The 23,810-nt window shown below is 56.2% G+C and carries 25 protein-coding genes; 14 read left to right on the top strand and 11 right to left on the bottom strand.

All coding sequences use genetic code 11. From position 1 onward, the window contains the following. Positions 1-233 precede the first annotated feature (233 nt). Entirely contained in the window at positions 234-701 is a 468-nt protein-coding gene (locus NB647_RS05595) for a hypothetical protein (protein ID WP_269282286.1), read from the bottom strand. A 425-nt stretch (positions 702-1,126) separates the two neighbouring features. After that, positions 1,127-1,672, bottom strand: a complete 546-nt coding sequence (locus NB647_RS05590; RefSeq protein ID WP_269282285.1) for a hypothetical protein — start codon at positions 1,670-1,672, stop codon at positions 1,127-1,129. Here NB647_RS05590 and bla (NB647_RS05585) point away from each other — a divergent pair. From bla (NB647_RS05585) to NB647_RS05555, 8 genes are all read left to right on the top strand, one after another. Next, a complete protein-coding gene (gene bla / locus NB647_RS05585) occupies positions 1,671-2,627 on the top strand; it encodes a class A beta-lactamase (RefSeq protein ID WP_269282283.1) in 957 nt (318 codons plus the stop codon). The genes NB647_RS05590 and bla (NB647_RS05585) overlap by 2 nt on opposite strands. Positions 2,628-3,019: 392 nt before the next feature. Further along, complete coding sequence (locus tag NB647_RS05580; protein WP_269265655.1) at positions 3,020-3,223, top strand: cold-shock protein; 204 nt, start codon at positions 3,020-3,022, stop codon at positions 3,221-3,223. A gap of 53 nt (positions 3,224-3,276) precedes the next feature. Further along, on the top strand, positions 3,277-3,462 hold the full coding sequence (locus NB647_RS05575; RefSeq protein ID WP_269265654.1) for a hypothetical protein: 186 nt from the start codon (positions 3,277-3,279) through the stop codon (positions 3,460-3,462). A gap of 325 nt (positions 3,463-3,787) precedes the next feature. Beyond that, positions 3,788-4,708 (top strand): class A beta-lactamase, encoded by a 921-nt coding sequence (gene bla, locus NB647_RS05570; RefSeq protein WP_269282281.1) that lies wholly within the window; start codon positions 3,788-3,790, stop codon positions 4,706-4,708. Between the two features lie 167 nt (positions 4,709-4,875). Continuing rightward, positions 4,876-5,586, top strand: coding sequence for a phage tail protein (locus NB647_RS05565; RefSeq protein ID WP_269282279.1), 711 nt, complete (start codon positions 4,876-4,878; stop codon positions 5,584-5,586). 227 nt (positions 5,587-5,813) lie between these two features. Next, on the top strand, positions 5,814-6,113 hold the full coding sequence (locus tag NB647_RS10595; RefSeq protein WP_332880327.1) for a drug/metabolite transporter permease: 300 nt from the start codon (positions 5,814-5,816) through the stop codon (positions 6,111-6,113). Positions 6,114-6,202: 89 nt separating this feature from the next. Continuing rightward, entirely contained in the window at positions 6,203-6,415 is a 213-nt protein-coding gene (locus tag NB647_RS10590; RefSeq protein WP_332880326.1) for a drug/metabolite transporter permease, read from the top strand. Positions 6,416-7,501: 1,086 nt separating this feature from the next. Beyond that, on the top strand, positions 7,502-8,065 hold the full coding sequence (locus NB647_RS05555) for a hypothetical protein (protein WP_269282277.1): 564 nt from the start codon (positions 7,502-7,504) through the stop codon (positions 8,063-8,065). Between the two features lie 19 nt (positions 8,066-8,084). On the opposite strand, the gene NB647_RS05550 is transcribed toward NB647_RS05555, so the two are convergent. Beyond that, positions 8,085-8,981 (bottom strand): DMT family transporter, encoded by an 897-nt coding sequence (locus NB647_RS05550; protein ID WP_269265650.1) that lies wholly within the window; start codon positions 8,979-8,981, stop codon positions 8,085-8,087. Positions 8,982-9,161: 180 nt separating this feature from the next. Between NB647_RS05550 and NB647_RS05545 the strand changes: the two genes are divergently transcribed. Next, positions 9,162-9,695 (top strand): Lrp/AsnC family transcriptional regulator, encoded by a 534-nt coding sequence (locus tag NB647_RS05545; protein ID WP_269282276.1) that lies wholly within the window; start codon positions 9,162-9,164, stop codon positions 9,693-9,695. 183 nt (positions 9,696-9,878) lie between these two features. On the opposite strand, the gene NB647_RS05540 is transcribed toward NB647_RS05545, so the two are convergent. Further along, a complete protein-coding gene (locus tag NB647_RS05540; RefSeq protein WP_332880325.1) occupies positions 9,879-10,766 on the bottom strand; it encodes a LysR family transcriptional regulator in 888 nt (295 codons plus the stop codon). 308 nt (positions 10,767-11,074) lie between these two features. Here NB647_RS05540 and NB647_RS05535 point away from each other — a divergent pair, with 308 nt between their 5' ends. From NB647_RS05535 to NB647_RS05520, 4 genes are all read left to right on the top strand, one after another. After that, positions 11,075-12,271: an MFS transporter gene (locus NB647_RS05535; RefSeq protein WP_269282274.1), complete on the top strand. Its 1,197-nt coding sequence runs from the start codon at positions 11,075-11,077 to the stop codon at positions 12,269-12,271. Between the two features lie 35 nt (positions 12,272-12,306). After that, positions 12,307-13,104: an NADPH-dependent oxidoreductase gene (locus NB647_RS05530; RefSeq protein ID WP_269282272.1), complete on the top strand. Its 798-nt coding sequence runs from the start codon at positions 12,307-12,309 to the stop codon at positions 13,102-13,104. Positions 13,105-13,278: 174 nt separating this feature from the next. Next, positions 13,279-14,352, top strand: coding sequence for an alpha/beta hydrolase (locus tag NB647_RS05525; protein WP_269282271.1), 1,074 nt, complete (start codon positions 13,279-13,281; stop codon positions 14,350-14,352). 36 nt (positions 14,353-14,388) lie between these two features. Then, the gene (locus tag NB647_RS05520) at positions 14,389-15,399 is read left to right on the top strand and encodes an aldo/keto reductase (protein WP_269282270.1); all 1,011 of its coding nucleotides are present in this window, start codon (positions 14,389-14,391) and stop codon (positions 15,397-15,399) included. 198 nt (positions 15,400-15,597) lie between these two features. On the opposite strand, the gene NB647_RS05515 is transcribed toward NB647_RS05520, so the two are convergent. Then, on the bottom strand, positions 15,598-16,089 hold the full coding sequence (locus tag NB647_RS05515; RefSeq protein ID WP_269265648.1) for a GNAT family N-acetyltransferase: 492 nt from the start codon (positions 16,087-16,089) through the stop codon (positions 15,598-15,600). An 828-nt stretch (positions 16,090-16,917) separates the two neighbouring features. On the opposite strand from NB647_RS05515, the gene NB647_RS05510 reads away from it, so the two are divergent. Next, entirely contained in the window at positions 16,918-17,196 is a 279-nt protein-coding gene (locus tag NB647_RS05510) for a hypothetical protein (protein ID WP_269282269.1), read from the top strand. A gap of 368 nt (positions 17,197-17,564) precedes the next feature. Here NB647_RS05510 and NB647_RS05505 read toward each other — a convergent pair whose 3' ends face one another. The 6 genes from NB647_RS05505 to NB647_RS05480 form a co-directional block, all read right to left on the bottom strand. Next, on the bottom strand, positions 17,565-18,467 hold the full coding sequence (locus NB647_RS05505) for a tetratricopeptide repeat protein (protein WP_269282267.1): 903 nt from the start codon (positions 18,465-18,467) through the stop codon (positions 17,565-17,567). Between the two features lie 663 nt (positions 18,468-19,130). Beyond that, positions 19,131-20,609 (bottom strand): terminase family protein, encoded by a 1,479-nt coding sequence (locus NB647_RS05500; RefSeq protein WP_269282266.1) that lies wholly within the window; start codon positions 20,607-20,609, stop codon positions 19,131-19,133. 113 nt (positions 20,610-20,722) lie between these two features. Further along, positions 20,723-21,226, bottom strand: a complete 504-nt coding sequence (locus NB647_RS05495; RefSeq protein ID WP_269282264.1) for a hypothetical protein — start codon at positions 21,224-21,226, stop codon at positions 20,723-20,725. A gap of 182 nt (positions 21,227-21,408) precedes the next feature. Continuing rightward, the gene (locus NB647_RS05490) at positions 21,409-21,981 is read right to left on the bottom strand and encodes a terminase small subunit (protein ID WP_269284742.1); all 573 of its coding nucleotides are present in this window, start codon (positions 21,979-21,981) and stop codon (positions 21,409-21,411) included. Beyond that, entirely contained in the window at positions 21,981-22,517 is a 537-nt protein-coding gene (locus NB647_RS05485; protein ID WP_269282262.1) for a hypothetical protein, read from the bottom strand. Before NB647_RS05485 ends, NB647_RS05490 begins: the two co-directional genes overlap by 1 nt. A 198-nt stretch (positions 22,518-22,715) precedes the next feature. Beyond that, on the bottom strand, positions 22,716-23,801 hold the full coding sequence (locus tag NB647_RS05480) for a hypothetical protein (protein WP_269282260.1): 1,086 nt from the start codon (positions 23,799-23,801) through the stop codon (positions 22,716-22,718). Between the last annotated feature and the right edge of the window lie 9 nt (positions 23,802-23,810).

The following is a 23,810-nucleotide window of genomic DNA, read 5'->3' as shown; positions in this document are numbered from 1 at the left end:
ATACCGGTCGGCAGCCGTCCGGTCATCTTCTCTTTTCACACTTTGCCGTTTTCCGCCGGGCCCGCAAAAAAAAACCGCCTGCCGGAAGCAGACGGACCCATGAACAAAATGGCCGCGTAACCATTCTTTCATGTTTCAGCCGATATACACGGCCGGTTGCGTTTTTCCACCGTCTTCTCTGTGGACGGCATGTTTTTTCAGGAACAGGCCGGTATTTTCCTGCCTCGCCCTCTTCAGCGGCGACGGTTGTCGATGACCGGGTCCTCGGCATCGCGGTCACGCGGTGCGACGGGCGGTTTTCCGGCAGGAACGCCCGGATAGGGGCCGCTGTTCATGAAATTCATCACTTCGTCATGCAATTCCCGCAGCATCCTGTCCGATTCGGCCTGATGCCGGTTCACGTATTCGTAACCCTCCGGCGCTCTCTGTCCCGAAGGGGACGACGGTGAACCGGATGAACCACGATTCACCATACTGCTGAAATCCTGTCTCACCTGACCGCCAGCCGTCCGCTGCGGCCCGATTTTCCGCAATACGGTATCAGCGGGAGGATTCAGGCCTTCGTCTGGTGAGTCTTTCGGCCAGTCATGCCTGTTGTACTCCTCAATCCACCGGCCCAGGGCCGCACCGGCCTCATACATGTTGTCTGCCGTACTCGGCATGGCCAGCGACCTGAAAAAACCGTCGATATAATTGTTCATATACACTCCTTTTCAATTGATGAACGCACAGGCGTTTCCGGACCGGACACCGCTCCCGGAAACATCGCCTCCGGAAAAAACCATCCGGCAGAAACGCCCCCTTTCCCTTGCGGACCCGGCTGTATGGCGGACGACCGGCCGGAAAGCCGTGAACGAATCGCCTTCTTTTCTTATACACCTGTTTCAGACCGTATCCGGACATTCGTGGCACTTTTATCCCATGCCGGCCAGCCAGCCGGAATCCGGATACCGGCACAACGGATGTTATGTTTCCAAACACACGATCCGGACAAGGCCTCTCCGGCATTTCCTGCCGGAAAACGAGTCCTGCCGTTTTTCCTGTTTTCTTCCGGCTCCCCTATACCGGGTTGCCGGATCCTGAAAGACAAAAAAATCATTGTGAATCGGCCGGTCAAGCAAATTTTTCACCCATCCCGCAAAAACCCTGTTTCGACAGCCCCGAAAACGTCTGCCGTCAAATTCTTCGTGTCACAGCGCCTTTTCTTTTCCGGAGGCCTCCGTTTTCCGCGGTTTTTCCCCCTGAAAACGCGCCGTTTCCGTCGGACAACAAACCGTTTTCCTCTTTCGGAAACGCCGGTTTGGATTGTTTTGGCAGGGAAGGCAAACGCTTTTTCCATGAGCATCGGGCCGCCTTTCAAATCCCGCCGGCCAGCCTTGCGCAATTTTCCCGGAATCCGGATACCCGTCAGGATCATGAGCGGTATTTCTTCCGTTTCGCGGGATTCCGCAATCCGCCACACTTCGCCTGTCAGGCCGTCCGGACCGGGTTTGACAGGACAGCATGGCGGTTGTCCGGATTTCCGGCAATTTTTTGCGCCCGGACAAGACCGGCGTTCCCTCCAGACGCCGGGATGGTTTAAAATGACCGGTTTGCAACTCGTCCGGTTGCCCCACAATACAAACCGTTTTCCGTTTCGTCCTTTTCCTGCCGATTCCAGAGTCTGTTTCATGATGAAGAAAAACCTGTTCCGCTGTCTCTTCGCCTTTTTTGTCCTGTTTTCGCCGTTTTCCCTTCTGCATGCCACACCCGGTCTGCAGGAACGGATAAACGCCATTGTGCAGGGCCAGTCGGCAGATATCGGCGTCGCGATCGAATCCGGTTCCGGACAGGGAGCGTCCTTCCAGGCGGACAAAGCGTTCCCGATGCAAAGCGTCGTCAAGTTTCCGCTGGCGCTTGCCGTGCTCGATGCCGTGGACAAGGGCCGGTGGCATCTCGACGACACGTTTCTTTTGACCGGCCGCGAACTGCTGCCCGACACACACAGCCCCCTGCGGGAAAAATACGCCGACGGCCCCGCACAGGTCACGCTGCGGGAAATCCTGACCGATACCGTTTCGCACTCGGACAACAACGGGTGCGACATGCTTTTCCGTCTTCTGGGCGGCCCCGAAGCGGTGGAACGTTATGTGAAAGGACTGGGAATCGAGGGATTCAGAATCCGTGCGACGGAAGAAGAGATGCAGCGGTCGTGGGACGCCCAGTTCGCGAATACGGCAACGCCGGCGGCCGCCAACCGGCTCTTGCGCCTGTTCCAGCAGAAAAAACTGCTGTCGGCTTCCAGCCATGAACTGCTCTGGGCCATGATGCGCGATTCGATGACGGGGCCGGGCCGCCTGCGCGAACCGCTGCCGGCCGGTGCCGTACTGGTTCACAAGACGGGAACCGGCGATACATCTCCGGTGAAAGGCACGACGGTCAACGATATCGGCATTATCCTGCTGCCCGACGGCCGGCCGGTTTTCATCAGCGTTTTCATCACGCATGCGCCGGATTCGATCATGGATACCGAAAAAACGATCGCGTCCCTGTCCCAGGCAGCATGGGAATATTATTCGGCCCTGCCGCGCAACCCGCTTGCGGCGGCACAGCACGGTGTCCGGGAACTCTTCCGTCTGAACGACTGAATTTCCGTCCTGTCCCCCCCTTTTCCGGTCCGTCCGGCACCGGCGGCGGCTTTTTTTGCCGGCCCCCGGCTGCCTTCGGCCCGTTCCAGATACGTCCGCAACCGTCCTCACCACGGCCATGAAACGGGATCACCGACGGGTTTCCGTTGCTTTTTTCCATCTGTTTTCCGGATCACCGGCCCGGTCTGCGCACGGTTTCCAAAATAATTGACAAAAAACAGTCCTGAACGGGATTTCCGTGTTATTATAGCTGTTCAATATTTTCAAGTTACAGATTCAATTAGTTTCGTCGCGCTGTTTTACAGTATCCGTTCCGGTTCAGTCTTCCTTGATTATCTTGTCCCCGGGCATTTGCCCTTCTTTTTATTATTGTTTTTTCAGGGAATACCACGATGGAAACAGGTACAGTCAAATGGTTCAACGATGCCAAAGGGTTTGGTTTCATCACACCCGATACGCATGGAACCGACCTTTTCGCCCACTTTACCGACATTGCCGGCAGCGGTTTCAAATCGCTTGCCGAAGGTCAGAAAGTCCGGTTCGAAACAGGTGCGGGACGAAAGGGACCCCAGGCCAAAAACATTGAGCCGGTTTAAGTCAGAAAAAAGTCCCATCATCGGGACTTTTTCATTTCAACACAGGAGAACAAATGGAAAAAAACACAAGAACAAACGGTTCTGTTTGCGAAAACTGCGGAAAATGGATGGAACACGACCATACCACTCTGACCATCGAAAACGCTCACCAGTCTTTCCGGCTCTGTTCGGAAAGATGCGATTCGGAACACCGTGCCAACCTTGCCCTGCGGGACATGACCTGGGGAACGGCGTCATGACGTTTCTGCCGTTTCGGCCGGTTTGCCGGCCGAAACGGCACCGGAAGAACGTCTGCATGGCAACGTCCGTCACGAACAGCCTGAACACATGTTCAGGCTTTTTTTCGTCCGGCGACACGGAAACACCCTCTTCCGCCCGCCTTGCCAAACGGCGTCATGCCGCACACCATACCGCCAAAGACAATCATGACGCTGTACGCTCTCCCGTTTCTGATGAAAAACAGTCCTTGTGTGTTTCCTTTCCCCGGCTGCCGGCTGTCCGGTTTACAATGATTTTTTCCGGCGGCGGTTTCTGCCGGAACATCGTTTCACCGTTTTCCATCCGATGAAAAAACGTTTTGTTATCGTCTCGCTGTGCCTGTGGCTGGGATCGGCCTTTCCTTGTGGCTGCCCGGCGCAATCCCTTCAGGAAAAAATCGGGGCCGTCGTCGCCAATCACCGTTGCCGTGTCGGTCTGGTCATTGAAAACGCAGACGGATCCGAAAGGGCTGCAATCGCCCCCCATGACGACTTTCCGATGCAAAGCGTGTACAAATTCCCCATCGCACTGGCCGTTCTGGAGAAAGTGGACCGGGGAGAATTGTCCCTGAAAGAGCTGATCGCCATATCCCGTTCCGAATTGCGGCCGGGAACATGGAGCCCGTTACGGGAAAAGTATCCTGCCGGAAAAACCGTCCGCATTCCGCTTGCCGACATCGTGCGCATGACGATTTCGGAAAGCGACAACAACGGGTGCGACATCCTCCTGCGGCTGGCCGGCGGCCCGGAAAAGGTCACGGCATGGCTCAGACGGCACGGAATCGAACACATGACGGTCGCCACGACGGAACGGGCGATGCACGGTGACTGGAACATCCAGTTCAGAAACCGCTCGACACCGGACGCGGCCACACGACTGTTGCGCCTTTTTCAGGAAAAAAAACTGCTGAAACCCCGAACACAGGTGTTTTTGTGGTCGGCCATGAAAAACTCGACGGTTTCGCCCGAACGCTTCAGAAGCGGTCTGCCACGCGGTACCCTGCTGATTCACAAAACCGGTACCTCTCTGGCGTTTCACCGCCGGCAGGGAATGACGCTCAACGATATCGGCATCGTCATCCTGCCGGACGGAAAACCGGTTTTCATCAGCGTTTTCGTTTTTCGAAGCAAGGAACCGAAAGCGCTGGCAGAGAAAATGATCGCATCGGTCGCCCGGACAGCATGGCGGCATTTCACCCGAACCGCAGGTAACGGACAAAAAGAGTAACCCCGCCATTCCGGCTTTCCGGCAACCGGACAGGATATTCGCCCGGCAGGAGCTGACCGAAGTTTTTTTCAGGGATACCATACGTTCCGGGTGGCTTTTTGCGCCCGAAGTATTCTTCCCGAACGCGCCCTCCTTCTTTTGAAGGAGGGCTTTTTTATGGAGACATAATGGCCCGACCTGATGATACCGACTGGATGCATTCCCCGCGAAAACCCCGTTCGCCGGGAGAATGGCGTGAAGCGTTCTGCCAGATGCGCGACTGCCTGAAAACGCTCTGGCGCGCTGTGGAGACAATACGCCCGGAAACGGATTCCCGGGAACCCTGCCGTTTTCCGCCCCCCCAGTTGTCCGCATTGCTGAAGAAAAACACGGAGGATGCCCCATCCGCCGGCGATACTGTCCTGCCCTGGCTTGAATCGCTCAATCCGCCCGAAGGGGAAAATACCGTTCCGCCCGGCTCCGTACTTTACTTCTGCACCGAGACACCACCGGACGGCTGGCTTGTCGCGGACGGTTCCATGCTGCTGATCGCGGCATATCCCCGTCTGCATGAGGCTATCGGCACGACATTCGGCTCGGGCGACAACGGTATGACGACATTCGCGCTGCCCGACTTGCGCGGTGAATTCATCCGCTGTCTGGACAGGGGACGCGCCGTCGATCCCGAACGGACACTGGGCAGCTGGCAACCGGACGAAATCGCCCGGCACAACCACGGGTTTCTGGATATCCCGAAAGTGCAGTTCGGTTCCGGCGTCTATTCCTGGACACCCCAGGTCATGGAAGTCGCCGAACACGCACCGATCGCCACGACGATGGCGGGCGGCAGCGAGACCCGTCCCCGCAACATCGCCCTGACCGCCTGCATCAAATACTGAACGCTAAATCCGGCATGGCCAAACCGTTCCGGCAATCTCTGGATATCTTTTCCGGCCCGCTGGCAGACAGACGGCGCAACGGGCTACAATCAGGCCGGACAACGGGGCGAGACGACCGGACGGGGCGGAGCTGTCGGCGTTTTCGCCAAACATCGCCGGCCCGTGCCCGGACAAACCGTTTCCGCCACCGGAAAAACGGCCCCCCTCGCCAGACAGGAAAACGGTTCATGACCGGCATGACGAAACGGAATGCGACGCTGACAGGCCTTTGCGCCATTTTTCTCTGGAGTACGATGGTGGGCCTGATCCGCGGGATCACCGACGCACTCGGTCCGGTGGGCGGTGCAACGATGATTTACACCGGCGGTTCCGTCATGCTGCCGGCGACGATCGGATTTCCCCGGCAGGGCGCGTTCGATCGTCGTTACCTCGTGGCCGGCAGCGTGCTTTTCGCCGTCTATGAAATGCGTTGTCGCTGTCGCTCGGTTTCGCGCAAAACAGCCGGCAGACCATCGAAATCAGCATGATAAATTATTTGTGACCCAGCCTCACGGTTCTGTTCGCCGTATTTTTCAACCGCCAGAAGGCCGGCCTGCCGCTCATTCCGGGGCTGGCGATGGCCGGTGCCTTCATCCGGGCGACATACTGTACCGTCACCCATCGCATGGCGGCGGGGCAAAACGGCATCACGTTCGTTTTCCTGCTGACCGCCCTGTCCCTGTGGACGCTTTATTTCCTCACGGAACAGCCATCGATGCATTTCGGCCTGCGCCCTGCACTCTGTCTGCCGGGGGCATCGGCCGCTCCCGGTTTCGGAGCGGCGGCCTAAAATACCGGTATGCCCAAAGGAAATGTGAGCCTGTTGGCGACCGTCTCGTATTTCACGCCCGTACTTTCCTCCCTGATGGCGTCTTTCTGCTGTCGCCCTCGCTTTCAGGCCCTTTCTGGCAGAGTGTACTGATGGTTTGCGGCGGTTCGCTCCTGTGCTGGATATCCACCCGTCGCCAGAGTGACTGGCCGGGCCTGCCGGAAAATCCGGCCACACGCCATTTTCCCACGTCCTGGCAAACCTCCGGCAGCGACGGAATGCCTTTGCAAATGTGAAACGACACGCCGGAGTCCGCATGAAACAATCCTCCAGAGACTCCGTTTTTGCCATGCCCTTCCCGAACGGATGATGGATTATCCCAATACGGCCTGATGGAACGAGACAGGAAACGACCGTGCCCGCCTTTTATGGACCGGCAAAAAGTTTGACCGGCCATAATTTTTTCGTGTACCGTCAGACACTCCGTCATTTCCAACCCGGTTACCCTGTCGGCACCTGAGATGACCTGAACCACCGGATTTTCCCGTACCGCTTGTTTTTTCAGCCGGACTCTATTCCAAAAACAGGATAATGACCTGTTTCGACCATTGAAAACGGTTTCAAAAGCCGTCCATTACAAAAAAACAACAGACTGCCAATGTCCGGACTGTTTTTGAGAAGACGACAAAACTCCATTGACGCGATTCATGAACAGTGCCTTTATACAAAAGCCGTATCCGTATTTCTCGCATCTCTGTGCGGATAACCCGTACGGTTTACCGTTTTTGCGATATTTCGGGAAGATCGTTCAGGAAACATGCCACAATAACCCGACTTCCGCCATTCCTTCCGACCGAAAAAACAGCCGTTCACACTTTCCCTAACGCCACGTTGCTTGCCAGAAACAGGACGAGCCGGATAAAATTTCAGAAAAACCGGAACAGCAGACATCGCCATGGCAAAAATCCCGGTTATCCCGTCCGGCAGCGGGCAGGATAATCTTTTTGTGCTGTCGCCATGCCCGGCAGGGATTTCCTTTACGCGCGACAGGTCTGTCGGCGATGCTCCCGAAAATTCCCACGGTACGGTCTTGAAGCGGAAAAGGCGGTGTCGGCCGCCATGTTTCTGCCAAGTGTATTCGGGAAGCGGGCCGGTTTCGCCCTTGCACGCTCCCGTCAGAGAGAGTGTGTGTACCGGTTCAACCGGTTTTCCAATCAGGAAAAGGGAATTGCATCGATGAGCAGTCTGTTGTTCCGTTTTTTGCCGCTGCATGTCTGCTGGCTGGCCAGTTTCGGCATCATTCTGGCATACCGTTCTTCCCTCACCACAACCGCCTTCATCGTTTTTCTCTTGCTCTTCGTCACAGGCGCATACGGGACGCTTGTCCTGTTGCGCAAACTGTCGGCCGGTCTGCTGTGGCTGTTTCATGTCGCGGTTTTCATCTGCTGGGGATGCGATGCGTTTTTCGTCATGGCCGCCGGCCGGAATACCGCCGTCCTCATTCTTGGTGGACTGCCGTTCGCCCTTCTTCTGGCCCCTGTTCTGGTCCTGTCGCTGGCTTTCATGATGGAACAGGGCGCCATACGGATACGGACCATTCTGGCCGCGATCTGCTTTCATACAAGCTGCCTGCCGGTACTGATACTGGCTACCCTGTTGATCGTGTCCTGATGCCGTCCTGACCCGGATGTCATTTTCGTGAAGCCTGCCGGCGCTGTCCCAGAAAAACCCCGGCCAGAATCAGCACGCAACCGGCCAGCATGACGGCATTGACCGGTTCGTCCAGCACGATGGCGGAAGTGATCATGGCCACCAGCGGAACGATATAAATGTAATTCGTCGCCAACACCGCGCCCAGTTCTTTCACGGCCATGTTCCACAGGATGAAACACAGCATGGAAGCGATAAGCGACAGGAAAAGCAGATTCGCGGCGACCGGCAGCCGTGACAGGATTTCCCAGTCAACATGCAGGGGCAGAAACGGCATGAACGGAACCAGCGTCACCACACCATAGAAAAAAACCTTCCGGGTGATGAACAGGGTCGGATAGCGGAGATCGAGCCGCTTCAGGATCAGGCAGTAAAACGCCCACGAAAAGGCGGCCGCCACGGTCAACAAATCGCCGGCCGGAGACAGTTTCAGAATGAAATGCCCGTTGAACACGACGAATGCGACGCCGGCCAGCGCCATGACGGATCCGGCCAGCAAGGTTTTCCGCACTTTTTCGTTCCGGTAAAAGAGGATGACCAGAAAAGCCGTCAACAGGGGAGAAATGCAGACGATCAGCGAGACGTTGGAAACCAGCGTCAATCCCAGCGCCATGTTTTCCGTCACGAAATACAGCGCGCCGCCGCAGAAACCCGCGCCCGCCAGCCAGCATTCATCCGCCACCGTATCGGCAAACAGCCTTTTCGGCGAAATGAACCAGATACAGAGATACGCCAGCACGAAACGGTAAAAGAAAATGTCCACCGGAGTCAGCCCGTTGGCGATCAGTACCTTCGTGGAAACGAATGTCGTTCCCCAGATCGCGACGGTAACCAGTGCCACCAGATGAAACCAGAATGTTTTTTTGATTGCTATCATGCCGTCAATTCCGATACCGTTTCCCCCTTTTTCATCCGGCCCTGAATCCGGCGGCAGCATGAGGACTGCCGGCCGTTTTCCGTTTCGGAAACCGGATGAATCCGCCATTCATTATAGAGATTGCCGTACAATGCACCAGAGATGAAACGGAAATAGGGAAATATTCCTGAATATCTTCCCTTGAACCGTTTACAAAACGACGCCGCCCTGCACAGGGGCAAACAGACAGGAAAAAACACCATGACCAAGCTGGACAAGACCGACCTGATGATTTTGCAGGCCTTGCAAAACGACGCGAAAACCAGCATGAAAACGCTGGCCGACGCCCTGCATCTGTCGAAAACGCCGGTTTACGAACGGATCAGGCGGCTGGAAAAGGAAGGCATCATCAAGCGCTACGTCGCACTGGTCGATCCGGAAAAAATCGGTCTGCCGCTTGTCGTGTTCTGCAACGTGTCACTGGCGATACACGACGAGGAACATATCCGCCAGTTCCGCGAAACGATCGGCACGATCGACGAAATCACGGAATGCTATACCATCGGCGGCATCCATGACTTTTTTCTGAAAGTGGTCGTGAAAGACCTTCAGGCGTACGACCGGTTCGTACTGGAAAAACTCACCAAAATCCGGGGCATCGCGAAAATGCAGAGCTCCTTCGTCCTGAACGAAATCAAGCATACGACCGCCCTGAAACCGGCCGCAGACGAGTGACACGGAAAAAAGCTGTCGACCTGTACCATGAACCGTCCGTTTGCGCGAGGAGTCGCCGGCGCCTTTCCGGGCAACGCATGCAGGCTGTGCCGGTACGGTATCCGCCACTCTTGCGGCGAAAAAGGCGCCTGTCGGAAACATGACCGGTTCCACCCTTCATGAAACCCGGTGCCGGACGACCATTCACTCCCTGTAGCGTATGGCTTCGACAAAGGCGGCAAAAGCGGGTGAAGTCTGTCTCCGGTTGGGATAATAAAGGTGAAAACCGCTGAAATAAGGGCTCCAGTCTGCCAGCACTTCTTTCAGGGTGCCGTCTGCCAGATAGGGCGCGACCATGAAATCAGGTGCATAGGCCAGACCTATGCCATCCAGCGCACCGTTCAGGACATGAATCATGCTGTTCGAAGTCAGCTGCCCGCCGACGCGGACATTCACCGCATGGCCGTCTTTTTCGAATTCCCAGATGTAAACCCCGCCATTGACCGAATGCAGGATATTGATGCACGCATGTCCGGTCAGATCATGCGGCACAGACGGGATGCCATGCCGGTCGAAATAGGCCGGCGTTCCCACGACGGCCAGCCGCCAGTCCGGGCCGAGACGGACCGAGATCATATCCCTGTCGATCGACTCTCCCAGACGTATGCCCGCATCGAAACGCTCCCTGACGATGTTGACGAACCCGTAATCAATGATGATTTCAACGCTGATCTCCGGAAACCCGGCCAGAAAAGCGGCCAGCTTCGGACGCAACACCATTTCGGCGGCATCGTCCGAACAGGTGATGCGGATCGACCCGGCCGGTCTGTTCCGCAACTCGGAGAGGCTGTCCAGTTCGTCACCGATCTGCCTGATCAGCGGACCGACGGACCGGACCAGCCTCTCGCCGGCTTCGGTCGTGGCAACATCGCGGGTCGTTCTGGACAACAGCCTCAATCCGAGTCTTTCCTCAAGCCCCCTCATGGCATGGCTCAGGGCGGAAGGAGAAACGCCGAGCCTGAGCGCCGCCTTCGTAAAACTCCTCTCTTTCGCCACTATCATAAAGGCCTGCAAATCGTTCAGGTTTTTCATGCCGATTAATGAATTTTTCTCACAAGATCATGCAGTTTATGCCGCTTTATCGAACCAATCAATCTCTTTTAACATGACGGCACGCTTCAGTGAAAAAGCATTTGAAAGGCAAAACATGAACAGACAGAAAACACCGGTTGTTTATTATTGCGGGTCCGGAAATATCCGCCGGCCATGAACGACACTGACGCGGGGACCATGCCGGAACCCGAAACAGGAACATGGCCGGCGCCGAAAACGCTGCCGTAAAACCGGATGAACGGTCCCCCCTCCATCTGATACCTGAATCTTTCCACACGGGAGAAATCATGAAGAAAAATAACGGGTTGCTCATACTGATACTGGCTGTCGGCGTATTCGGCATTCTGAATACTGAAATGGGCGTTATCGGCATATTGCCGCTTGTCGCAACCATGTTCGGGGTTTCGATCACGCGGGCGGCGCTGCTGGTCAGCGGCTTTGCACTGGTCATTGCCCTGTCCGCCCCTGTTCTGCCCCTGCTGTTTTCCGGATTCGACCGGAAAAAAGTCATGCTCCTGTCACTGGCGGTTTTCGTCGTCAGCAACATCATTTCCGTTTTCGCCACCGACTTCGATATCATTCTGGCCGCGCGGCTGATACCTGCCGCGTTCCATCCCGTTTATGTTTCCCTGGCATTCACCGTAGCGGCTGAATCGGTCGAAAAAACAGAAGCGCCCAAAGCCGTTGCGCGTGTTTTCATCGGTGTTTCCGCCGGTCTGGTGCTGGGAGTCCCCATGACCAGCCTGATCGCCACCGAGTCATCCTTCGCTTTCGCCATGACGTTTTTCGCCGTCGTCAATATGGCCGTACTTGCAGCAACTGCGATCTGGATGCCTGCCATGCCAGTCCGTGAAAAACAGGGTTATGGTACCCAGCTCAGGGTCCTTGGAAAACCCGGACTCTGGATCGCCATTATCATTTCCATCCTTCTGAACGGCTCGGTTTTCGGTTTCTTCAGCTATATGGCCGATTACCTGAATGTCGTGACCGGCATGGGCGCCCGCACGATCAGCCTGATGCTGCTGGTTTTCGGATTGGCCAACATCGCAGGCAATATCGTCGCCGGAAAAACACTGAGCACCCATCCGGACAGAACGGTCGTCGCAGCTCCCTTCATATTGTCCGCCCTGTTCCTGCTGATGTCCGTCACGGGGAACTGGGGCCACGCCACGGCGGCGCTCATCCTGCCGTTCGGCATTCTTGCAGGTATCGTGGCCAATGCCAACCAGTACCTGATCAGCGACTCCGCAACAGAAGCGCCGATGTTCGCCAACGGCCTTTACCTGACGGCCCAGAATCTGGGTATAACAGCCGGATCGGCGCTGTGCGGTTTCTTCATTAGTGTATGGGGCACGCAATACACGCTGGCCGGTTCCATCCTGATGCTTCTGCCGGCCATTCTGTTTATCTTTATCCGGTTGTTTGTCACCAGAAAACGGTACGATACCCGATCCTTTTCCGATAAACAGGAATGCTGCCAGTAAACAACCGGACAACCACGTGCAAAGAGGAAAAACGTATGAATGAAATCATCCACTCACTGCTTGCCCACCGCTCGATCCGTTCCTATTCGGACAAACCTGTGGAAGAAAGCATGCTGGAACAGATCGTCAGTGCCGTTCAGGCCGCACCGAACTGGGTCAATTTCCAACTGGTTTCGATGGTTGCCGTAAAAGATCCCGAACGTCGAAAAACATTCTCGGCACTTTGCGGCAATCAGCCATGGGTTGCCGAAGCGCCGGTCTTTATGGTTTTCTGCGCGGATTATTACCGCGTCCAGCTGGCCTGCCGGAAAAAAACCGGTGTATGGAAAAACATTCCGGAAGAAGACATCGATACACTGATTGTCGGCGCGCATGAGGTCGGCATCGCCATTGCAACAGCCGTTGCCGCCGCTGAGGGAATGGGACTGGGAACCGTTGTCATCGGAGACGTCCGCAAGAATTCGCGCCAAGTCATTCAGGAATTGAATCTGCCTCCATTCGTCATGCCTCTGCTGGGATTGTGTATCGGTTATCCCGCCCACGATCCCGGACAGAAACCGCGTTTGCCGCGGCAGGCCGTGTATTTCGAGGAACGGTACCGGACTTCCGGTCTGGATAGCTGTCTGGACGAATACGACAGAACCTATGCGACATATCTGCAAGAACGGGGTGAACGCACCGGCAACTGGACGGAACGCGTGGCAAAATTTTACAGGACGCCGTACCACTACCGGGACGTGGCGGATTCGCTCAGGCAACAGAAACTTTTTTCAGGAAAAATCACCATGGATGGACAAGCAGACAAACCGCTACGGCCCGGTTCAAATCCGTGAAGTTTCCCATTTGTCCGGTCATGTCCGTCCCTGATCGATGATCCCCGGGAAAATCAGGCAAGAATGCGAAAGAAATGTATCTTCCGGATATATTTTTGCGGATTTTATACTGGTACCTGACCGGAATCGTCAGCAATATCCATCCAGTATCCATCAACACATCGAGGCGATAGCATGATGAAAAAACGAACCAGACACATGCTGATCGGGTTGCTGATCGCAATCGGCGCCATAGCAACAGTCAATGCACAGGTCATCCGGCAAACAAACAGAGGTAATATGGAACATCAGAATCCGGTCAGTGAATGGGACAAGACGTTCCCAAAAAGTGACAAGGTCAACCACCGCAAGGTGTCTTTCAAAAACCGTTACGGCATCACGCTTGTCGCCGATCTTTATGTCCCGAAAAACGCAACGGGCAAGTTGCCCGCCATCGCTGTCAGTGGCCCTTTCGGCGCCGTGAAGGAACAGGCTTCCGGCCTGTATGCACAGGCAATGGCCGAACGCGGTTTTCTCTCTGTCGCTTTCGATCCTTCCTATACGGGGGAAAGCGCCGGTACGCCCCGTTATGTCGCTTCTCCCGATATCAATACCGAGGATTTCAGCGCCGCTGTGGATTTCCTGTCATTGCATGATATGGTCGATCCGGAACGGATCGGGATTGTCGGAATTTGCGGATGGGGCGGCTTTGCCGTCAATGCCGCTGCCAACGATACCCGTATCAAGGCTACTGTGGCTTCTACCATGTATGATATGAGTCGTGTGACTGCCAATGGTTATTTCGATTCGATGGATGCCGACAAGCGTTATGCGTTCCGCAAGCAGCTCAATGAGCAGCGTACGGTCGACGCACGCAACGGGGTGTATGCGCTTGCCGGCGGGGTTCCTGATGTATTGCCCGATGACGCTCCGCAGTTCGTGAAGGATTATTATGCCTATTACAAGACGCCTCGCGGTTATCACCGGCGTTCTCTCAATTTGAATGGCGGATGGAACACGACTTCTTCGCTGTCTTTCATGAATTTTCCCATTCTGGCTTATGCCGGCGAGATTCGCAGTGCCGTTTTGCTGGTTCACGGGGAAAAAGCCCATTCCCGTTATTTCAGTGAGGATACGTTCGGAAAACTCCCGGGCGATAACAAGGAGTTGATGATTGTCCCAGGCCCCAATCATACGGATCTTTATGACCGTACTGATGTCATTCCTTTTGATAAAATTCAGGCGTTTTTCAACAAGTACCTCAAATGACGGATTATCGCCAGGTGACTCGCAGGAGGCTGAATCATGAACATCAGGGCAATCGGCATATTCATGTTGTCCGCCGCCTTTCTAACGACCGCAGAATGCCGGGACAGGATACGGCCTGAACCGGTATCCCGCTCCAGCGGACCTGTCGGCAACGGCGTGAACGCAAATGGAACCGTCAGTATGAATGGATCGAAAAACATGTATTTTCAGGCAAAAAAACAGCAGGATGTCGGCATTTTCAATTTCGAAACAAAAACCGTATTGCTCAACAGCGGTTATGCCATGCCCATCACAGGTTTGGGAACATACAGCCTGTCGGATGAGGTCAGCGCAAAATCCGTTTCCGAACATCTGAAGGCAGGAGGCCGGTTGATCGACACCGCCTTTTTTTACCGCAACGAAAGAGGTGTCGGACAAGGTATCCGCCAATCCGGAATCCCCAGAGAAGAAGTTTTCATCACAACCAAGCTGTACCCGAGCCAGTACGCCAATGCCGAAACCGCTATCGAAGAAGCACTGGAAAGGCTGGATTCGGGATATATCGACATGATGCTGCTCCATCATCCCGGCGCACACGATGTCCAGGCATACAGGGCGATGGAAAAGGCCGTGAAAGAAGGCAAAATCCGTTCCATAGGACTGTCATGTTTCTACATTTCCGAACTGGACAGATTCCTTCCGCAGATCACGATCATGCCTGCCCTTGTCCAGAATGAAATACATCCGTACTATCAGGACAATGACGTGACCCCCTATATCCAGAGCAAGGGAATCGTCGTGCAGGGCTGGTATCCTCTGGGCGGACGGGGCCACACGGCGGAATTGCTCGGCGACCCGGTCATCCGGGACATCGCGCGGACACATGGCAAATCTTCCGCACAAATCATTCTCCGCTGGAACCTGCAAAAAAGCGTGGCGGTCATACCGGGATCCAGCAATCCCGACCATATCCGGGAAAATCTGGATATATTCGATTTCACCCTGTCCGACGAGGAAATGGCCAGAATCAACGCACTTGACCGCAACGAGAAACACGACTGGTATTGAAACCGCACGCTGACATGAGCATGAACCGGTGAAACCTTCTCCTGTCCCGACAACCCGGTTCTGAAGTCATCGGAATCCCGGACCGGCAAGACATCAGGTACAGGAAAGCCGGTCCATGCGGAACCGGCCGCGACAGACTGGCAATCCATCCACGTTCCCCCAAGGGGACAAAGTCACGCCAGTCCGTCCAGACCTGCTTTACAGTACGTGATAATAGGGACAGATATCCTCATAGCGCCCGTCTTTCATACGGAAACCACCCGGAATGACGCCCAGTTGCACAAAACCGAGCCGTTCGTACAGATGCCGGGCATGGATATTGGTCGCAACGACCGCATTGAATTGCAGCACGCCGAATCCCAGCCTTTTTCCCTGAACGAGTGAATCTTTCACCAGCTTTTCACCGATATGCAGCCCCCGGCTTTCCGAACTGACGGCATAACTGGCATTGCTGATATGACCGCACCGGCCGACATTGTTCGGATGGAGAATATACAGCCCGTAAATCGTTCCGCTGTCGCCGTCCTCGGCCACGGCACTGTACGACTGGCTGCCGAAAAAAGCGGCACCGGATGTCATGTCCAGCAATTCTTCCTGCGGAAAAGCGATGCCTTCTTCCACGACTTCGTTCCAGATCCGGATCATGGCGGGCAAATCGTCCGCCCGGTATTTGCGAACCCTGATTTCCATTGATTGCGTTCCTTTCGTATGCGGGCAGGCACTGTGGTACCTGCCGATTCTGTCCAAACCGTTTTTTCCGATTTCCGCAAACCGGTATATCCGGCAGCTACGGAAAATCCTTTCTTTTCAGTGCCTCCGCACTTTGCCGCCATCCGGCAGGCAACCGTTTTTTCCGGGGACGGCGAAAAAAAGCTATTCAAACGCTTTATAATGCCGGCGTCAACTGCCAGACATACCGCCAACCGTAACGAAACCGGCGGCCCGAACGTTTTCATCCTCTCTGGCATACCGGAAAAACGGACTGTTATTCCGGATACGTCCGGCAAACGACAACGATAAACGGCACAAAAACAGCATCTTTCCCGGCTTCTGCCTCCCTGACCGCCCCGGGAAATCATGTGCGGACAGGCCAAAACGGCACACCGGCAGAATAATGGAGCGGCTTCCAGAACAACCATAAGCAACCCCAAAAAACGCATATTTTCACCGGATATACGCGCCCTGTCCCGGAGTATTTCACCGGACAAAATTTCCCGGGCGAGACGAAAACAGCCGGACGCCATCCTCCCGGAGACAATCATGCAGGCACGGCCGCTGGCGGGAAAAACAGTCCGGAAAACGGCATGCGACCACCAAAACATTGGCACTACCGGCCCGTTCGCACAACCACAACACCATCCGGCAGACAGCCCGAACGGAAAGACTTCAGGATGAAAGCCGGTTGAAAACGGATCTTTTCAACCCCGTCCAGACAAAACCGCTGATAAACGGAGGAATCCATTCCCCTGACCCGTTGACTCCAATATATTCCTGTATTCCGGGATTCAACACTCCTGTTTGACGGAACAGACAGAAAACACTGCCGGCGCATACCGCCATGACGAACGGCCCGGCAAACGGGCTATCGGGCTATCGGGCTATCGGGCTATCGGGCTATCGGGCTATCGGGCTATCGGGCTATCGGGCTATCGGGCTATCGGGCTGTCGGGTTGTCGGGTTGTCGGGTTGTCGGGTTGTCGGGTTGTCGGGTTGTCGGGTTGTCGGGTTGTCGGGTTGTCGGGTTGTCGGGTTGTCGGGTTGTCGGGTTGTCGGGTTGTCGCCAGAATTTTCGCATGAAGAAACATGCCGGTATCCCTTTTTTCTTTTGGAAACGGATGCAAACGAACGGATAAAAGAATCGGGCGACGATGCCCCCTTTCCGAAATCCCGCGCTGCCGCATGACAAAAGCCGCACGGAACCGTCCGGCCGGCACTCACGGCATACGCGATGAGCCCGTGATGCCCGACGAAAGATTCACGGAAAATCCAATGGTCACGGAAAAACGGGCCGTCCGAACAGAAAAAACCGGCCCCATCCGGCAACCCGACAGAGAAAGCGGGATGACGCCCTCTTCCCCTGACGGAATACGAAGGAAACCGGCTCCGGGTGACTCGTCCCCGGTTTGACATTTCCCCGCCAGAGCGGACAGCAGGAAAAAACCGGATCAGTCCGTTTGTTTCCGCGAATGGTTCGCCTCGAAATCGGCCAGTGCCTTTTTCATGGATTCATCGCCGTTTTTCGCCGCCAGCCGGTAATACTGGTGTGCCCTGACCAGATTCTGCCGGACGCCTTCCCCTTTTTCGTAAAGCACCGCCAGCGCTTCCTGAGCCAGGGGATTGCCCCGTTTCGCCGACCGTTCATACCAGTAAACGGCCTTTTTCATATCCGGCGGATCCTCAAGGAGCTGGAGAATGGCGGAAGCGAATTCTTTCATGTCATTCGGACTGGCCGCCGCCAGCCGGGCCCAGTGCTTCGCCCGCTCCCTGTCGATCAGCACGCCTTTTCCCGAAAAATACTGAAAAGCCAGAACCCCCTGCGCCCGGTGGTCACCCAGTTCCGCCGCCTTCTCATACCACTTGGCGGCCTTGGCATAATCGACCGGTGTTCCTTCCCCGGTGAAAAAACGGTTACCCAACAGCGACGCCAGGATCCGCCGGTCGTTCAGTTCCATGCCGCTCTCGCCGGTTGCCGCCTTCTTGGCCCACCTGAACGCTTCCCGGTCGTTTTTTCCCAGTCCGTTTTCCGTCGTGTAACACAAACTGGTCGCCAGCCATGCATCACTGTGACCGCCTTCCGCCGCTTTCAGAAACCATTTACAGGATTTGCCGGTGTTTTTGTCCAGTCCCTTGCCGTCCCGATACATCACACCAAGATAACAGGATGCGGCGGCATTTCCCGAATCAGCCGACTTGCGCAGCAACGGCAACGCTTTCCGGTATTCGCCTTTCCGGAAATACGCCACCCCCTTTTCCTCGCTGGCCGATTCTTTCGTATTTTCTTTTCCACAACCCGACAGGGAAAACAACAGGCTGCCCATGATCAGAAGGCAGAATATTTTTTTCGGCATTTTCAGACTGGTTTATCGCAAAGAAGAATTTCATTCTATCATCCGGCCAGCGTTTTTTTTTGTTTTCGCCAAATATCGGGCGGGAAAACCGCCGGATACATCAACCGCGACACCGGAGGCATTTTACCGTTTCCGACAGACACTTTTCCGTCCCGATACCATTCAGATACACGAGGGACTCTCCAAAACGGCCCTGCCCTGCCGACCCGGCGCTTTCATACCGCTTTTGAAACGGGCCGCCTGTTACCGGATATTGTCCGGCAACACGAAACGTTCATGGCCCAAAGCCTGCTACACCCGGAAAGCATCCGGCCGACTCCGTTCCGGTTACGGCAAAAAAGCATGGGAAACCGCCTGTGGATGAATATCGGCCAGACAAAGCCCTTTATGGACGGGACGGCAGCACCCCGCAGCCGGGAACTTCGTCGCTGTCCGCCTTCCGGCAGGATTCCGGTGAAAAAGAAAAAAGAGACGGTGACAGGAGATATGGCTTTCATGAATTGCCGGATACCGCGATACAGGCCGATGAAACCAGTCGTGGGGAAAATCCTCTCATCTGCCGGCGTATTGCCGGGATTTCCGGAAAAGTCACCGGAAAATCGGGAAATGTCTTTCAGGATGTTTTCCATGGGGGGTCCTTTCGCCGATCGGGCAAGCGGTATGTCAACGCCATGCTTTCGGATTTCCGGAAAAGGACATGGCATGCCGACCGTCTTCCCGGATGTCGATTTCATCTTCTGTCCGGCTGACGGTCTCCTGTCCGCTTCCGGGAGAGCGACGACGCCTCATGACCCCATAACGCGTGGCATCCCACGCATGGTCTTCGGCCGTGGTGTCCACATCTTCGGGGTTGAGTTCGTCCGGCGGCAAAGCCGGTACGGTTCTCAGCCAGTGCTTGCAGGTGGCGAATATTTTCAGTTTGTCTTCGGCCAAAAGCCGGATGATTTCCTGCGCTCCGTTGATGCGGGAGCCTTTCGCATTCCACGCTTCGGCCCAGCGTACGCCATTATCCCGGAATATCTGCCCGATAGACCGGTCGGCGCCGTTTTTCGAGAAGATGGACGGGTCGGCCAGATTGATGCGGTAGGTATACCCCAGACGTTCGTCACGCTCCTCGATTTTCCGGATTTTTTCGGCGACTTCGGCCGCTGTCTCCCGGCTGCCCTGTCCTGCCTTTTCACCTGCCCCATAGAGTTCGCGCCAGAGATAGATGCATCCATCCGGATCCATGGCGAACCAGTACACCGCATAGGGTGCGGCATATCCCCAGTCCATCGCTTTCCAGACGGTCCATGAGGACGGAATGTCAAAGGGTTCGACAACATGCCGGGCGGCATCCCAGACCCCCTCAAGGAAAGAGCCGACATGAATATCCCAGTCTCCGGCAAGCCAGGCTTTTTTGCGGTTCGGGTCCGTGATGGCTTCCAGTGTCGGCAGATAGTTCGGGTCATTTTTCAGCAGATGGGTGTTTTCGTAAATGGACGAATGGATGCGCACGCGGGGCTGCTGGCCCGGTTCGTGGATCACGATACCCGGATCGACTTCGCCGATGCGGTAGCGGGCCTTGACGGCCGAATGGCCGACACCGAACGGATTGCAGGTGGCCCTGACCATTCTCGGCATCCCCGGGAACGACGACCGGCAGGTAGAAAACATCGCCTCGAAAAAGGACAAATCGCGCCAGTTGGTCAGTTCCTCGAATCCCAGCCAGGGATACTCATGTCCGTGATAGTTCCAGTAATCGTCTTCGGTGGCACCGTAACGGAAATACAATATTTCTCCCGTCGGCCATGTCCAGCGGTACTCCGACTCATTGAATTTCGCTCCGGGAAATATGGCATAAAACCAGCGCTTCGATTTCGCCACCACATCGGCCAGCTGCGGATAGGTCAGCCGAAACAGCGCTCCGCGCCAGTGCTCGCCGAATCCCCGGCCGCAATGCCGGGCAAAGGACATCAACAGCGCATCGGTCTTGCCGCCGCCCCGTGTTCCTTCCAGCAGGGCTTCGAAGACCGGACAGGTCAGAAAGGCCGTCTGGCTGCCCGGCAAGGGTTGCCAGATGACCCTGGGTACCGGCGCTTTCTTCTCTTCTTCTGTTCCGAGAGCCGGGAATGCCCTGTTTCCGGACAAACCGTCATTCATGCTCGCCTCCCTTGATGAAAAAACCGGTCCGATACGACGGAACGGGAAAACGGCATTTCCCCTCCGTTTTCCCGTTCCGTCCCCGGCCGACGACAACAGCCCGTTTGCGTCCCTCAGCCGTAAAAGCCGTCCCCGTCGCCATAACCGGCCGCCATACGGAACCTGACCAGACGCGGATCGTCATATGACACGCGGCGCCCCGGATTGTCCGCCGGCAACGCGGCATTCCCGCCGGAAAAGGCACCAGTTTCGACCAGCCCCATTTCCTCGATCCGGTCGGACAGGCGGGACAACGGGGTCGAACCGGCCGGTATCTCGCGGACACTCTCCGGGTGCCTTCCACGGGCCGGAACCGGTTGCGGATACTGCATCCGCTGCTGCATCATGCCGCCTTCATGCAGCCAGTCACGCACGGTACCGCCCGCGTTCTGGCGGGCCGCCCATCCACGCATGGCCCGCGCCGCTTCAGGCCCCGGCAACTGGCCGCCCTGACTGCCGGCCAGTTCCAGTCCCTGCCGGGGAAACACCCCGGCCGACATCCGGTAATCGTTGATGCGCCGGGCCGCGATTTCCTGCAACTTCGCGATCATCGCTCCATACATATCATCCATATTCATCGTCACATTCCTTTCATTGTCTGTGGAAAGCCGGCAAAGCGGCTTTTCCGCCCTTCCCCTTTTCCATGCGGGAAAACTTCCGTCCATTGCCGGCCGAAGCAGACAGACCATGCCGGTACAGGCCCGGCCCCGGCAAAAAAGAACCCGCCCCGACACCTGCCGGCCGATATCCGGACAGGCAGTCATTTTCGCGGCCGGACACTTTCCGTCCACTCTTCTTCCGACATGACCGCCGGAACCAGCAAAACGCCCGATTGCAGAGACTGGCCGTTCGACGTCACGTCCATCCTGTCGGCAAACAGACGCATATGCCGGCCCAGCATTTCCAGCGCCCGGTTGGCCGCCGCCGGCTCGAACATCATGCCTTCCACTTCCACCGGTTCGGCGGTTCCTTCCCGGGCATTCTTGACAATCGTCATGACTTTCACCGGTTTGCGCCCCATGCAGATATCGCGCAATTCCCGCAAATCCCCGATCACCTCGTCGGCGGTCAGTTCCACTCTTTCCTGCCGTCTTTTCATGGCGTCCGCCACCGCCTTTTTCACGTTTTCCCGGGCCAGCAGCCGGCTGGCATGCTGGCGCGCCCCGGATGGCGCGTATCCGGCGCGAACCGCTGCTTGCGTGGCGTTCAGATCGACGAGATACTCATCGACAAAGCGGCGCTGCCGGGCGGTCAGGGATGTCCCATCTTCCCCTTTTTCCGCCATGCCCTGTATATCACGCCCGTCCCTGTTCAACGTTTTTTCACCTTCCATCAACCCGTTTCTCCCTCTTTGTCCGCAATATGCCTCCGGCACCCATGCACGGCTTCCCGGATTTCCCGCCCGTCGCTGCCGGACATGCCGGCCGGTTGCCGGCGGCACACGGGCCAAAAACCGGCCTGCTTTCCCCGCCGGGAAACAAAACGGGCGACAATCCGGTCACCATACAGTCCCAGCGCACCGATACCATCCAGTCCGGCGATCAGCCGTGCCGCAACCGCCATGCCCAGTCCGTTTTTCAGTATTTCCCAGAGAATCTCCCCCTTGACGGAACCGCTCCGGCGTCCCATTTCCGCCTCCAGTCGTTCCGCCACCGACAGCCCCGCGCTTCCCGCCTCACCGCTTTGCAGAAAAACCAGCAGAGGATGCAGAAAAGACACTCCGTATAAGCGATTCAGCCAGAACACACCTTCTTTTCCATCCCCGTGAACCCGTTTTCCGGTATCGTACCCGTCTGTCCCGAACGGACGGTTCCGGACAGACAGGCACAACGCCTGCCCCATCCCGCTACCGGCCCGTGAAATTCGCACCGTCTGATGACATGTCTTTTTCAATGATTTCTTCCTGTCCATACCCGGCACGGTTTCCCGCAACCCGTTTCACCGGAAATCCGGCATACCGGTGGAGAAAAACGGAAGCATCCGTTTTTCTCCGCCCGTTTTCCCTTTTTCAGGCTTTTCACGTCCCTTTCCGGCAATCCGCGCAAAATTCCCGGTACCCGATCCCGTTTACAGGCCCATTTCGTCCATACGGCGCATGATCCGTTCGGCACTGGACATCCCCGGATTGTCCGAGATCTGGCCGGCCACCACGGGAGAACTTCTCAGCGGTTGCGGCATCATGACCGGTTTCGATGCCGGCAACGCCAGATTGTCATAAAGATATTTCACATGCTTGGCCCACATGGATCGCGGCACATTGGCCACGAAATCGTCTGCCCAGCCCGGTGCGAGCATGTACTCGAAAATTTTCTGCATCTTCAGGGGATGATCCGCTTCCGACGCATAAGGCTGGAGGCTGGCTCCCACCGTTTTCATGAAATCGGCGATATCGGAGAAAAGCTCGACGGCACGCCGTCCCTTTTCGGCTTCTGCCCGGGACCTTTCACGGGCGGCGCGCTCGGCCCGTTCCAGATTGGCCAGACGCAGCGCATGTTCCATTTTCAGCTCCCGGCGTTCCACAGCCTCCCGGATCTCCGGTACATCGGCAAACAGATCGACTCCCGGTTCCGCAATGCCCAGACGGCGGCAGAGGGATTCCCTTTCATGATTCAAGATATCCAGCGCACAATGCATCAGATGCGGATCGCCGCTGGCGACCAGCTTTCCGTAATGCAGGGTAGCGGCGATATCCCCCATATCCATGCCGGTGTCAGAAAGCATCTGTCTGAAGCGTCTGACGGCTGTTTCATAATACTCGAGTCGCGATTCCGCATCGCGGCGCGCCGCAATGATCGAACGGATACGTTCGCGGCTTCTTTCCGAACGCGCGTTTTTCACCAGTTCTTCTTCCGCCTGTTCCAGCGGATCCGGCTGGCCTTCGCCACCGGAAACGCCTTCCCCGGAAACAGCCGGATCAGGCGTTTTCCGCTGCCCGGCAAATGCATCGTCTTCTCCGGCAACGGTCAGTTCTTCAATCAGCTTTTGCACGGCCGGCGAATCGCTTGCCCTGGTTTCCTGCACCATATTGATCTCCTCGCCCGTACCGGCAGGACACTTCGCTTCCCCTGCGGCGACCGGACTGTTTTCCGGTGCATCCCGATCGGTCATGCCGGCAACCGGCCCATTCTGTTTACCTGTTTTTCTGTTTTTCATTCGGACTCC

This window comes from Oxalobacter aliiformigenes (genome assembly GCF_027116575.1).
Taxonomy (GTDB): domain Bacteria; phylum Pseudomonadota; class Gammaproteobacteria; order Burkholderiales; family Burkholderiaceae_D; genus Oxalobacter; species Oxalobacter aliiformigenes.
Note: the sequence above shows the minus strand (reverse complement) of the source record. Positions and strands in the feature narration are given on the sequence as shown.